Source organism: Micromonospora sp. NPDC005367 (assembly GCF_040606825.1).
In the GTDB taxonomy this organism is placed as follows: Bacteria; Actinomycetota; Actinomycetes; order Mycobacteriales; family Micromonosporaceae; genus Micromonospora.
On the sequence record NZ_JBEXFP010000048.1, the window covers coordinates 20,400 to 33,417 of the forward strand.

At 68.3% G+C, this 13,018-nt stretch carries 10 protein-coding genes and 1 pseudogene; 7 read left to right on the forward strand and 4 right to left on the reverse strand.

Annotated features, from left to right (window positions below):
- Positions 1-421: 421 nt before the first annotated feature.
- Complete coding sequence (locus ABZS42_RS25945) at positions 422-2,419, forward strand: NPCBM/NEW2 domain-containing protein (RefSeq protein WP_355149492.1); 1,998 nt, start codon at positions 422-424, stop codon at positions 2,417-2,419.
- Positions 2,420-2,807: 388 nt separating this feature from the next.
- On the opposite strand, the gene ABZS42_RS25950 is transcribed toward ABZS42_RS25945, so the two are convergent.
- A complete protein-coding gene (locus ABZS42_RS25950; protein ID WP_355149494.1) occupies positions 2,808-3,008 on the reverse strand; it encodes a hypothetical protein in 201 nt (66 codons plus the stop codon).
- A gap of 515 nt (positions 3,009-3,523) precedes the next feature.
- Here ABZS42_RS25950 and ABZS42_RS25955 point away from each other — a divergent pair.
- Positions 3,524-4,066, forward strand: a complete 543-nt coding sequence (locus ABZS42_RS25955; protein WP_355149495.1) for a zinc-binding dehydrogenase — start codon at positions 3,524-3,526, stop codon at positions 4,064-4,066.
- Positions 4,067-4,128: 62 nt separating this feature from the next.
- Complete coding sequence (locus ABZS42_RS25960) at positions 4,129-4,368, forward strand: hypothetical protein (RefSeq protein WP_355149497.1); 240 nt, start codon at positions 4,129-4,131, stop codon at positions 4,366-4,368.
- Positions 4,369-4,728: 360 nt separating this feature from the next.
- Here ABZS42_RS25960 and ABZS42_RS25965 read toward each other — a convergent pair whose 3' ends face one another.
- Entirely contained in the window at positions 4,729-5,379 is a 651-nt protein-coding gene (locus ABZS42_RS25965; RefSeq protein WP_355149499.1) for a hypothetical protein, read from the reverse strand.
- Positions 5,376-5,615: a cytochrome ubiquinol oxidase subunit I gene (locus ABZS42_RS25970; protein WP_355149501.1), complete on the reverse strand. Its 240-nt coding sequence runs from the start codon at positions 5,613-5,615 to the stop codon at positions 5,376-5,378. Before ABZS42_RS25970 ends, ABZS42_RS25965 begins: the two co-directional genes overlap by 4 nt.
- 135 nt (positions 5,616-5,750) lie before the next feature.
- Between ABZS42_RS25970 and ABZS42_RS25975 the strand changes: the two genes are divergently transcribed.
- The 3 genes and pseudogenes from ABZS42_RS25975 to ABZS42_RS25985 form a co-directional block, all read left to right on the forward strand.
- A complete protein-coding gene (locus ABZS42_RS25975) occupies positions 5,751-7,352 on the forward strand; it encodes a carboxylesterase family protein (RefSeq protein ID WP_355149503.1) in 1,602 nt (533 codons plus the stop codon).
- Between the two features lie 49 nt (positions 7,353-7,401).
- The gene (locus tag ABZS42_RS25980) at positions 7,402-7,899 is read left to right on the forward strand and encodes a DUF5946 family protein (RefSeq protein ID WP_355149505.1); all 498 of its coding nucleotides are present in this window, start codon (positions 7,402-7,404) and stop codon (positions 7,897-7,899) included.
- Between the two features lie 60 nt (positions 7,900-7,959).
- A pseudogene (locus ABZS42_RS25985) lies at positions 7,960-8,616 on the forward strand (transposase); the annotation flags it as partial.
- 411 nt (positions 8,617-9,027) lie between these two features.
- On the opposite strand, the gene ABZS42_RS25990 reads toward ABZS42_RS25985, so the two are convergent.
- On the reverse strand, positions 9,028-10,929 hold the full coding sequence (locus ABZS42_RS25990) for a prolyl oligopeptidase family serine peptidase (RefSeq protein ID WP_355149507.1): 1,902 nt from the start codon (positions 10,927-10,929) through the stop codon (positions 9,028-9,030).
- 522 nt (positions 10,930-11,451) lie between these two features.
- Between ABZS42_RS25990 and rox the strand changes: the two genes are divergently transcribed.
- The gene (rox, locus tag ABZS42_RS25995) at positions 11,452-12,873 is read left to right on the forward strand and encodes a rifampin monooxygenase (protein ID WP_355149509.1); all 1,422 of its coding nucleotides are present in this window, start codon (positions 11,452-11,454) and stop codon (positions 12,871-12,873) included.
- Positions 12,874-13,018 lie beyond the last annotated feature (145 nt).

The window sequence follows — 13,018 nt, forward strand, 5'->3', positions numbered from 1 at the left end:
CCAGCTGCCCGCCCACGACGGCTCACAGTCCTTTTCTCTGAACGTAGGCGGTCTCGCTGGATGTCAGGTGACCCGTCATCGGCGCAATCGTTCTCAGGCATGCCAACCAGGCCCGCGGCGGACGGCTCGCCCTTCTGGCCACCCCGCCACAACAGAACACCCGCGACCAGCACCGCCAGGCTCGCGTGCTGGCCGCCATGGAGTCGACGCTGCGCGATCCGGCCACCCGTACGCGCGATCTCGGCGGCACCGCCGGCACCCGGGAGGCGACCGCCGCGCTCCTTCGACCGACTCGACCCGGGCAGCGTTGAGCACGGCCCCTCCTTTTCAACACGATCGCACACTTCTTGACCCAATCACTCAGGGGCATCTATGGTCGCGGATGGATCTGACTCGCACCCGCCGCCCTTACGGAGCCGCCATGCGAACAGTCGTCACCGCCCTCGCCCTCGCCCTCGCCGTCCCGGCGGCCGCCGCGCCGCCGTCGCAGGGAGCGCCACCGCCTGGAGTGCCGTCGCGGACGGCCTCCGCACCGACCGGGTCGGAGCTGGCGCAGACACCGCCCCTCGGCTGGAACAGCTGGAACACGTTCGGCTGCGACATCAACGAGAAGCTGATCCGCGACACTGCGGACGCGATCGTCGCCTCCGGAATGGCGGCCGCCGGCTACGAGTACGTCAACATCGACGACTGCTGGGCCGAGAAGGAGCGGGACCCCGTCACCGGCACCTACGTCCCCCACCACGAACGCTTCCCGAGCGGCATCAAGGCGCTGGCCGACTACGTGCACGTCAAGGGCCTCAAGCTCGGCATCTACACCAGTGCCGGCACCGAGACCTGCGCGCGGACCATGCCGGGCAGCCTCGGCCACGAGGACCTCGACGCGCAGACGTTCGCCGACTGGGGTGTCGACTACCTCAAGTACGACAACTGCAACAACCAGGGCGTCCCCGCGCAGGAGCGCTACAAGGCGATGGGTGACGCGCTGGCGAAGACCGGCCGGCCGATCGTCTACAGCATCTGCGAATGGGGCGAGAACGACCCGTGGCTGTGGGGCGACTCGGTCGGCGGCGACCTGTGGCGCACCACCGGCGACATCACCGACTCCTGGTCAAGCGTGATGTCGCTCCTCGACCAGCAGGTCGGGCTGGAGGCGTACTCGGGCCCGAGCGCCTGGAACGACCCGGACATGCTCGAGGTCGGCAATCCCGGTCTGACGCAGGGCGAGAGCCGTGCCCACATGAGCCTGTGGGCACTGCTGAACGCGCCGCTCATCGCGGGCAACGACGTGCGCTCGATGCCGGCGTGGGCGCGCAACCAGCTCACCGATCCGGACGTGCTCGCGGTCAACCAGGACTGGAGCGGGCGGCAGGGCGCGAAGCTGCGCGACGACGGCGACAGCGAGGTCTGGACCAAGAGGATGTCCGACGGTTCGGTCGCCGTCGTCCTGCTCAACCGGGCGTCGGCGCCGGCCACCATCGGCACCACGGCGACCGAACTCGGGCTGCCGCGAGCCGCCAAGGGATACCGGGTGCGGGACCTGTGGACCAACACCACGGCGGCCTCCGGAGGACGGGTGCGCGCCCAGGTCCCCGGCCACGGCGCGGTCATGCTCCGGGTCAGCGCCGGCGGCACCGCCGGGCTGCCGCCGATGGTCGCCGTCGACGTGACGCCGGCCCAGCCGTACGTCGGGGGCAGCGAGGCGAACACGGTCACGGTGACGGTCCACAACGACGGTACGACCGCCCTGACGAGGGTGCGGCTGGCGCTCACCGCTCCGGTGGACTGGACCGCGACGGCCACCGGACCGGCGCAGCTCGGCTCGATCGCTCCCGGCCGGACCGGCACGGCGACCTGGCGGCTGACCGCGGACGGTCCCGACCTCGGTCCGGTGGACCTGACGGCGAGCGCCAGCTGGATCTGGCGCGACCGGGCGTACGCCGGCACCGCGGCGGGCCGGTTCACCGTGGCGCCCCCGGCGCCGGCCGGTACGTCGTACCTGTCCGACCTGCCCTGGCTGTACGCGGAGAACGGTTGGGGTCCGGTCGAGCGGGACCGGAGCAACGGCGAGACGGCGGCCGGGGACGGTAGGCCGTTGACGATCGCCGGCACCGTCCACGAGAAGGGCCTCGGCAGCCACGCGCCGAGCCGGATCGGGTACTTCCTCGACTCGCGGTGCAGCCGGTTCAGCGTGACGGTCGGGATCGACGACGAGGTCGGCGACCAGGGCCGGGCCCGGTTCGAGGTCTGGGGTGACGGGGTCGGCCTCGCCACTGCCGAGGCCACCGGAGCGGGCGCCGGTGTCCCGCTCGACGTCGCGGTCGACGGTGTGGATGTCGTCGAGCTGCGTACGGACCCGGTCGACGGGCAGAACTACGACCACGCGGACTGGGCGACCCCGGTGATCACCTGCGCCTGAGCCGCTTCCCCTCCGTTCGCCGGTACCGGCGGCAGGCCCCGCATCCCCGGCCCGCCGTCGGCTGGTTCCTCCTGGTGGTGTGGTCCAAGGGGTGCCCGCGGAGACGAGAACGAGGGTCGAGCGATGCAACGCTTGGTAGCTACCGGCGCTCCGGCCCACCGGACGCGAAGCCCTCGTGGGTGGCACACCGCCCGCAGACCAGGCGGACCCTCGCCGGACTCTCGGGAAGGGGGATGTTGTATGGCCGGCGGTCCTTGGCATCCCGCTGGCGTAGGTCGTAGTCACACTCGGCGCACAGCAGGCCCGCTCGGCGGGCTTGCTGAACCGCCCAGTAGGGCCGGTCTGCGGACAATGGGAGCGTCTTCAGCATTACGCCAGCGCCGCCCGGTTAGATGATGTGGAAGGTGAAGGCTGGCCAGTCATCGGTGTTTTGGTCGATGGGCTCGTTGAGCGAAGGCATCCACCGAACCAGGTGCGGCAGGTCCTTCTTGGCGATCCGGACCTCCTCGCCACGCCGGAGCTGTTTGCTCCGGCCGTTGGCCAGCGGAAAACGGAACGCCGTCACGATCTGATGTTGCACGTCCAGCACGGTCAGGTTCCCGGCAATCTCTGCCGCGCTGGCCTTCCACTCGCCAGCGGCGGCCTCGCGCCACAGTGCGAGGCCGCGCTGGCGAGTGCGTCGGAGGCTCTGACCGTGGCAGTGACGCGTCGCTGTGCGGCCCGCACTTCCAGGGACAGCAGTTCAGCCACCGATTCACCTCGCCGTTCCGCAGCGTGTTGTTGCTCGTGAAGATACCGCCCGGCATGGGTGCTCGTTGGGAAGGCGGTACAGCCCAAGCAGATCCGCCTACTGCCGCTCATTCAGCTCGGCCCAGGCCTGAGCCGCCTTGTCGGTCGCCGGACTCACCCTGCTGGCCTGCGCCGGACCATAACCGCCTGGCCGGCCGGCGGTTTCGCCGAGTACGCGGTGATGGATCCGGCCACCACGTTCCCGGCCCTGCCGGCCTCGACGATGCCGAGGCGTCCTCGTTCTACATCGGCTACCAGACCGGCTGGTTCGGGCTGCACCGCAGGGCGCAGTTGCAGGCCGGGGAGACGCTTCTGGTGCACGCAGCAGCGGGCGGCGTGGGCAGTGCGGCCGTCCAGCTCGGCAAGGCAGCCGGGGCCCGGGTCGTTGGTGTGGTCGGAGGACCGGACAAGGCCGACGTGGCACAGGCCCTCGGTGCGGATGCCGTTGTCGACCGTCGTTCCGAGGAGTTCGTCGCCGTCGTCAAGGAGGTCACCGACGGCCGCGGCGCGGATGTCGTCTACGACCCGGTCGGGGGCGAGGCCTACCAGCGGTCCACCAAGTGCATCGCATTCGAGGGCCGAATCCTGGTGGTCGGCTCCGCCGGCGGAGACATCCAGTCCGCAGCCCTCAACCACGCGCTGGTCAAGAACCACTCTACCGTCGGCCTGCACTGGGGGCTGTATAACCAACACGACCCCGCAGCCGTCCGGAAGTGCCACGACGAGCTATCCAAGCTGGCAGCTGACGGGCTGGCCACGCCGCTGGTCAGCGAACGGCTCGACCTCGGCGGGGTCGCCGCCGGCCTACAGCGGTTGGCGAACGGTACGACGGTCGGCCGGGTCGCCTACGTCCCCTGAATTCATACTGCCGATCGAGGAGGAAGCAGCTGACGCACGGCGAGAGCGCGACTGTCGCCGCGGTGGTCTTCGACCACGGCGGTGTGCTCACCAGCCCGATGCGTGACTCGATCGTGGCCTGGCTGTATCGGGACGAGATCGACCCGGCGTCGTTCTCCAGAACGTTGAAGGCGTGGATGTCCCGCTCGGCGCCCGAGGGCACACCGATCCGCCGCCTGGAGACCGGTGAGCTTGCCGCCGCACAGTTCGATACCGTGCTCGCCGCGGAGCTGGTCGCCGCCCATGATCAAGAAGCTCCATGAAAGCGGGGGTGGCTCACTTTCAAGCCGTGTTAGCCGTCACCGAAGGTGACGGCTAACAAACCTGGTGCGGTACCGGCGTCGGAGTGTCGACGATCTGGCAGGTCAGGTGACCCCGACGTTCAGGTAGAAGTGGCCGAGCTTGAGCGAAAGCGAGGCGCCTCCGAAGTGGTGAATGAGCCCAAAGTCAACACCAGCCCGGTCGACTCCGCACCCGGATTGTCATGCCACGCACGGCCGGCCGCAGATGCGAGCGTCTCACCGGGTTGGTTCCGTCTTCGACGACTTTGAGCAGACCCTGAGCCGCTCGTCAGATCCCCTCAATCTGGGCGATGATCGAAAGGCGGGTCCGTCCGCCAATGGTCAGGCTCGGGGTGTGGTCCGGTCATGATCCGAAGTCTCCTCGAGTGCTCGAGGAGACCGGCTGCGCTCCGGAGGCCTGCGTATGCGGCCCCACGGCTTGAACACCGCCAACACGATTGCGATGAGCAGGGCGGCCGGGGAGACGATCGGCGGATAGATCATGCTGCCTATCGAAGCGGTCACTGGATGTCCCGCCGCAAGCTGCCGGCCCAGCTCGCTCAACCCGGACAGGCCCGGGCGCAACGCGACCGGGACGAGCCCGGTGAGCAGAATGTTCAACGCCAGTTTCGTAGCGACCCACCAGTACCGCACCAGGCCGTACTTGCTGCCGAGGCCCAGCACGACACCACTGGCGAGGCAGACGATGCCTGCGGTGAACAGTGGCCAGACCGCGAAGAGCTGGAGCACCTGGTAGCACAGCGCCCGGGTGCCGGTATCGTCGGTGAATATCGCGGTGAAGATGACCAGAGCCATGGCGACGTCGATACCGAGCCACGCGCCGGCGGACGCGATGTGGACCACCAGGACGCCTTTGCGGGTTCGGGCGCCCAGCCTGGGGAGCGGGGTGTTGCCTCGTGCGATGTTGACCATGAGGGAACCAGTTCTCGTATCGGGCGATGGCTCTTCGACATATTCGCTACGTCGTTTCAACCGTCCAATCCTGTGGGCGATACATCGTCCGGTCGTCGGCTCGCAGGCTTAGTCTGGTGTACGTCAGCTGACGTAGTGGTCACGAAGACCATCGACAGCGTGCCGCCGAGTGCCACAGGGACCCCATACCACCAATGCGGCCGCGGCGACAGCCGAGCCCAGCCATACAGGTACAGGGCCCAGGAGGGCGAGCGTCGGACAACGCTTGTCGTCGCTTGTCGACCCCGAATGGCCATCCAGGGAGCCCCGCGCGGGTTACCTGTGCGTGAGGCCTACTCGCCTGGTGGTGCAGCCGGGTACGCACGATGACGTAGTCAAGATGTCGCCGTCATGCAGATGAGCTGCCGACGAATGGTTCCTACCGTCGCGGCATGAGACATTTCCGTATCACTGTCACGCTTGCCGCAGTGTTAGCGGCGTTCGGGACGCTGACGGGCGCGGCCAACGCCGAGGCGTCGGCGGATCCGGCGGTCATCGTCACTGGCTCCGGTGCGGTGCGGGGCGTCGTCGCCGCCGACCACCGCATGTTCTCCGGCATCCCCTACGCGGCACCGCCGGTCGGTGACCTGCGCTGGCGGGCTCCGCTGCCGGCAACCTCGTGGACCTCGGTCCGGGACGCGACGAGGCCCGGCAGCCCCTGTCCCCAAATGGGAGGACCGGACGGGTCCACCGTGGTCGGCGGCGAGGACTGCCTGTACTTGAACGTCACCACACCGGCCGGCAGCGACGCCCGGCAACTGCCGGTAATGGTGTGGTTGCCAGGCGGCGGCTTCGTCTCCGGGTCAGGTAGTGACTACGACCCGACCCGACTCGCGGTCCAGGGCCGCGTCGTGGTGGTGACTGTCAATTACCGGCTCGGCGCGCTCGGTTTCCTCGACCACTCAGCCCTCGCCGCGACTGACCCGGCGGCCGGCAACTACGGCATCGCCGACCAGCAGGCGGCGCTGCGCTGGGTGAGGGACAACATCCACCGGTTCGGTGGCGACGCCCACAACATCACCCTCTTCGGCCAGTCCGCCGGCGCGTACAGCACCTGCGCCCACCTGGCATCACCGTCGTCGGCCGGCCTGTTTCAGAAGGCGATCGTGCAGAGCGGCCCCTGCGCCAACTCGATGGTGACCCGGCCGGTGGCCCAGGCCCGGGGCACGCAGGTGGCCGGCGACCTGGGCTGCTCGACCACGACCGACACGCTCGCGTGCCTACGCGCCATTCCGGCCACCCGGCTGGTCGGCATCGGTGGCGACCAGGTCTTCACCGCCACCGCCCGCATCGCCGACCTGCCCTGGCTGCCTGTGGCCCGGACCCCGATACTGCCCTACGAGCCGCTGGAGGCCATGCGGCGAGGGCTGGCCGCCCGCGTACCACTGATTCAGGGGAGCAACCGAGACGAGATGCGCCCGTTCGTCGCGGTCAACTACGACGTCCATGGCCGCCAGGTGACGGCCGAGGTGTACCCAGGCATCCTCGCTCAGGTGTTCGGCGCCGACGCGGCCGCGGTATTGGCCCGCTACCCGGCAAGCGCCTATCCCAGCCCGGGTGTCGCGCTTGCCACCGCACTCACCGACTGGGGGCGCAAATTCGGTGGTTGCACCGTGCTACCCGCCGACCAGGCCGCATCGAGGCAGGCCCCGGTCTACGCCTACGAATTCGCCGAGGACACCGGCCAGATATTCGCCGGCTTCCCGATGGGCGTTGGCCACGGAGCCGAACTACCGTACCTGTTCGACGGTGCATTCAATGGACCCGGCGGGACGCCGACGCTGAACCCGCAACAGCAGCAACTCTCCCGTCAGATAATCACCTACTGGACCAACTTCGCGACCACCAGCGACCCCAACGGGGTGGGACTGCCCACCTGGCGTGCATATCGAGGCGATGGTCGGCTACTTTCGCTGGCCTCAGGCCCGGGGGGCGTCTCACCGACCGACCTCAGCCGTGCTCACCAGTGTGGGTTCTGGAACGCGATTCACTGAGTAAGCGTCCGGAAACCCGGTTTGCGCGGAGGCAGCCTCACAGCATGCTATGGCTGTGGCGACATGCACACAATGCGGAGCTCAGACCGCGGAGGCGACGTGTGCGGAGCTTTTCGAGCGTTTGCTGGCGCTGGATCATTCCCGACAACCACCGTGGGGGCCGCTGCACGGCGTAGCCGTTGCTTGCTTCTTCCTGCAGCATCCCGATCACCCCCTTGCCCCGCACGGGAGGAACGATCCGAACTGGGCGTTCCTGCAGGCATACCTGGCTGGAGGTCAACAGGCTCTCAACGCCATGATCGAAGTCGTCCGCCGACGTAACTCTCATCGCCATCGACGCCGCGACGGTCAGGATCGGCCGCTGTTCTACGCGGCTCGACCCATGCCACAGCGGCGGGCACCCACGGCGTTCGGGACAACCATCGTCGACGTGGCCGTTGACGGCAGCTTTCCAGCGCGGGGTTACGAGCTCAGGGTCCATGCGCCTGGGGTTGCGTCCACGGGAGTGGTGTACGACTTGCCCGTGATGGGCGTGTTGCGTAGATGAGAGACGGTCATCGCGTCGATCCTTCGAGACGACCAAGTCAGAGCAGGAGAAGAGAACGCGATGGCCGCATCTGAGAGTGTGAACGCTGTTGAGCTGCTGCGCGGGCAGATCGAGGGTGCGTCGCCGGACGTGTTGCAGGCGATGGTGAAGACGTTCGCGCAGGCGGTGATGTCCGCCGAGGCTGACGCGATCTGCGGCGCCGGCTACGGGCAACGCAGTGATGAGCGGGTCAACTCCCGTAACGGTTACCGGCGTCGGGAGTGGGACACCCGTGCGGGCATGATTGATCTGGCGATCCCGAAGCTGCGGCAGGGTAGCTACTTTCCGGACTGGTTGTTGACGCACCGCCGGCGGGCGGAGCAGGCCCTGGTATCGGTGGTGGCGACGTCGTATCTGCTCGGGGTGTCGACGCGGCGGGTGGAGAAGCTGGTCGAGCAGCTCGGGATCCGGCAGTTGTCGAAGTCGCAGGTGTCGGAGATGGCCGCCCACCTGGACACCCAGGTCGAGGCGTTCCGCAACCGGCCCCTCGATTACGCCCACTACACGTTCGTGTGGCTGGACGCACTGACGATGAAGGTCCGCGAAGCGGGCCGAACCGTCAACGTCCACGCCCTGATCGCCGTCGGCGTCAACGCCGACGGCCAACGCGAAGTCCTCGGCCTCGATGTCGCCTCCGACGAGGACGGCGCCGGCTGGCTGGCGTTCCTGCGCGGCCTGACAGTTCGTGTCAAATGCTCACCGACACTCCATGTCAATTCCGCTGACACCCAGCGTCAGAACCCGAGACATCGAGATGTCAGTCAACACTGAGGGGAAGCCCAATGTCAGTCAACGGATGCGCCGAGCCAGGACAGTGCGGCCCGCTGAATGAAACCCGCGCCGCACATAACAGTCATTATGGTGTGCTGTCGTTATGTCCGGATAGTCCACAAGAATTATTGGATTGTGATTATCAGTAATCCGGTAATTGCTGGCGAGTCCTCAGGCAACATGGCGAGCCGAGGCCCGACGCCGCGCATCATCAGGCGAGCCTCGTGTCTCGGCAGGAGGCTCGCCTGGGTATTCCAGTCAACTCAGGTCACTGACCAACGGCCGGGAAGCAACGACAGCTGGTCCGCGCGGCACCGCTCAGGGCCGGAGCCAGCGATCGAACCAGGCGTGGGTCCGGCGCAGCACGTCGAGTTGGTGATTGCGTTCCCGGATCGAGTGGCCTTCTCTCGGGTAGATCACGAACTCGTGCTCGACGTCGAAGTGCCGCAGCGCCCGGTGGAGGTACACGGCCTGTCCGAGCGGAACGTTGGTGTCCTCGGCACCGTGCAAGATGAGCACTGGAGTACGGATGTGCCTGGCGAAGGAGATCGGACTGACCGCGTCATGTGGGTGCGGGCCGATGCCGGACCAGCCGATGCTGCCGCCGAGCGCCGCTTCGAACTGGCCGTTCTCTCCGGTCGCGGCGAGCATGCCCCAGTCGACGACGCCGGCGCCGACCAGCGCGGCCCGAAAGCGGTCGGTCTGGCCGATGGCCCAGGCGGACATGAAGCCGCCGTGGCTCCAGCCGGCGATGCCGAGCCGGTCGGGGTCGGCGACGCCTTCGGCGATGAGCAGGTCGATGCCGGTCAGGATGTCGGACCACTCCTGCTGTCCGACTCTGCCGGCGACGCTGGCGGCGAACTGGTGGCCGCGGCCCTGTCCGCCGCGCGGGTTGGGCAGAAACACCGCGTAGCCGGCGGCGGCCAGCCACTGCGCGCTGGGGAACCAGAACAATTGGCAACGATCGGCGTACCGATCGTACGGGCCTCCGTGCACGATCGTGACCAGCGGAAACGGGCCTTCCGACGCGGTTGATCCGGTCGGCAGTACGAGCAAGCCGTCCAGGTGGAGACCGTCGGCGGCGCGGTAGGCCAGCGATTGCTGCGTGCCGAGTGCGACGCCGTCCAGTTCCGGGCGGGTGTTGGTGATTCTTCGCAGCGGCCCCGTCGGCGGTCCGAGGTGAACGTTCGGGGTTTGGTAGCGGGTGCCGGTGAGTACCGCGATTTCTTCGCCGGTAGGGGTGGTGGTGAGGTTGTCGAGGCGGCCGGGATGACGCGACAACGTCGTGAGGTCGGTGGGGTCGAGCCGGGCCAGGGTCGTGTTCAGGCCGTCGGCGAACACGACCAGCGTGGCGGCATCGGTCTGGCAGAGCTCGGTGGGGCACATCGAGAGACCGGCGGTGCGGTTGCGCAGGACACGGCTGTCGACGGCCAGGTCGAACACGGCGGTGCCGGCCTGCAGAAGCGGTGGGGTGAGCGCGAGGTAGCCGAGGTGCCAACCGTCCTCCCCCGGCCACCAGGCCAGAGATCGTGCGTCGACCCCGACCGACCCGAGGTCCTCTGCGGCCCCGGTCGTGGGATCGAACAGGTGCAGTTGGCCGGTACGCGGGCCGTAGTCGTTGTCGGCGCCGGCCCAGGTCAGCACGGCGAGTGCGCCGCCGTCGGGACGTTGCCGCATTTCCACGACGTGCCGGCCACCGAACACATTCGGGGTGGTGACCCGACCCGTTCGCAGGTCGAGCAGCCGCAACCGGGCACGCGGTTCCTGCTCGCCCACGACAACGGCGTCGTCGCGATCCCGGACGCGGCGCGTGTCCCGCTCGGTGGGTTCGTCCTCGGCGAGCAGAGCGACCAGGTTGGGGTCGGTGAGCGGCAGATGGTCGATGACGCCGCCGCGCCAACTGGTCAACGTGGTCGTCGTGCCGTCGGCGACGGTGAGCCCGTGCAGCTGCGCGGTACCGCGGTCGCCGCGGTCGGACAGGAAGAACAGCGTCTCCGAGTCGGCCGACCAGCGTGGTCGGGCCTCGGTTGCGGTGTCGGCGGTCGCCCGGCGCGAGGCGAAGGCGCCGTCGGTGTCGACGAGCCAGAGTTCGGTGTCGAGGTGGGCGCCGGTGCGGCTGGCGGGAGCGAGGACGTAGCAGAGCAGACGCCCGTTCGGGGCGAGCGCCAGGCTCCGTGGGCTACGACCGTCGACCACGAGTTCGGCGGTCAGACCTGTCACACGATCAGTCTGCCAGCATCACAACCCTATCGATCCGGTGCCGCATCAGTGCATCGGTGGGGAACGACGTCGAGCGAAGCGACAATCGGCCGGTCATGCTGCGCCGCGCCTGCCGAGATCCGGTGCCAGGATCAGATCGTCGACCGGGACCAGCCGGGCCGGCGCGCCGGGTCCTCCCGGGCAACCGGACTGGCCCGTCGGAGTCGAGGTCACGTGGAAAACGACTGGACGCGACGATGGCCAGGCTTGTAACTTCCAGTGGCCTGTGACGCCACCCGAGGAGGTGAGACCCATGAACGTGTATCGATGTGGGTGCTCCCCCTTTCCCGTCACGGTCGGGCGATTGACATAGGGGTCGCCGGGAGCGCCTCGCCGACAAGGCACTCCTGAAAGGCAACACCTATGCGCTCTCTGCAATTCACCACCGAGCCGTCTTCTACTGCTCCGGCCGGGGGCGACTCCACCGTGGGCGATGTCCCCGGACTCCCAGCGCCGGCTTCCGACGCCGATCGTGCGCCCGCCATGTTCGACGTGATCATTGCTGGGTGCGGGCCGACCGGTGCGGTGCTGGCCGCCGAGCTGCGGTTGCACGACGTGCGGGTACTCGTCCTGGAGAAGGAAACCGAGCCCGTGTCGTTCGTCCGCATAGTCGGTCTGCATATTCGCAGTCTCGAGCTGATGGCGATGCGCGGGCTGCTGGAGCGCATCCTCGAACGCGGTAGGCGGCGTCCGGCCGGCGCCTACTTCGCCGGCATCGACAAACCCGCGCCCGAGGGCCTGGATTCCGCGTACGCCTATCTGCTGGGCATTCCGCAACCGGTCATCGTTCACCTGCTCGAAGAACATGCGATCGAGCTGGGTGCGCAGGTCCGGCGCGGTTGCGCGGTGGTCGCCCTCCAGCAGGACGCCGACGGTGTGACCGTCGAGCTGGCCGACGGGAAACAGTTGCGTACGCGCTATCTCGTCGGCTGTGATGGCGCGCGCAGCACGGTGCGCAAGCTACTCGGCGTCGGTTTTCCCGGCGAGCCCTCGCGGAACGACACGCTGATGGGCGAGTTGGAAGTGGGGGTGCCGCGGGAGGAGATCGCCGCCAGGATGGCCGGGATCCGCGACACGGACAAGCGATGGTGGCTCAGGCCTTTCGGCGAAAGGATCTACAGCGTTGTGGTCCCCGCCGCGGGAGTCAGCGACCGCGCGCAACCGCCCACTCTTGAGGAGTTCAGGCAGCAGCTGCGCGCCGTCGCCGGGACCGACTTCGGCGTGCACTCCCCACGCTGGTTGTCCCGCTTCGGGGATGCCACCCGGCTGGCCGAACGCTATCGGGTCGGGCGGGTGCTGCTCGCCGGCGACGCGGCACACATCCATCCGCCCATCGGCGGGCAGGGCCTGAACCTGGGCGTTCAGGACGCATTCAACCTGGGCTGGAAACTGGCCGCGCAGATCCGCGGTTGGGTGCCGGAGACTTTGCTGGACACCTACCAGGCCGAACGTCATCCGGTCGCCGAGGACGTCCTGGACAACACCCGCGCCCAGACGGAACTGCTGTGCACCGAACCGGGCCCGAAGGCCGTGCGCAGGCTGCTCACCGAACTGATGGACTTCGACGAGGTGAACCGCTACCTGATCGAAAAGATCACCGCGATCGGCGTTCGCTACGACTTCGGCGCGGGCCCCGAACTGCTCGGCCGCCGATTGCCCGACATCGACGTGAAACAGGGTCACCTCTACGGTCTGCTGCATCGCGGCCGCGGCCTGCTGCTGGACCGCACCGAACGCCTGACTGTCGGCGGCTGGTCGGACCGCGTCGGCTACCTGGCGGATCCCACCGCGGCACTGGATGTGCCGTGCGTCCTGCTCCGCCCCGACGGCCACGTCGCCTGGATCGGTGACGATCAGCGGGACCTGGACGATCACCTGTACCGCTGGTTCGGCACGCCCAACTGAGACGCGCCGGTCTGGGACCGGCTGCTGAGGTCACCTTGCTGCGGGTGGCGAAACGGCGAGCAGATCTGAGACGTCGTCGGCCAGGAGCTGCGAGGAGCCGGCGTTCTCGTCGGCCGGCTACCGCCGCTGGCATGGCGGAGGATGG

Bases quoted from the DNA above. Each gene is read 5' to 3' on its own strand.
- ABZS42_RS25970 (WP_355149501.1), bottom strand. From the start codon at position 5,615: ATGGCCATTCGGGGTCGACAAGCGACGACAAGCGTTGTCCGACGCTCG.
- rox (WP_355149509.1), top strand. From the start codon at position 11,452: ATGTTCGACGTGATCATTGCTGGGTGCGGGCCGACCGGTGCGGTGCTG.
- ABZS42_RS25980 (WP_355149505.1), top strand. From the start codon at position 7,402: ATGGCTGTGGCGACATGCACACAATGCGGAGCTCAGACCGCGGAGGCG.
- ABZS42_RS25975 (WP_355149503.1), top strand. From the start codon at position 5,751: ATGAGACATTTCCGTATCACTGTCACGCTTGCCGCAGTGTTAGCGGCG.
- ABZS42_RS25945 (WP_355149492.1), top strand. From the start codon at position 422: ATGCGAACAGTCGTCACCGCCCTCGCCCTCGCCCTCGCCGTCCCGGCG.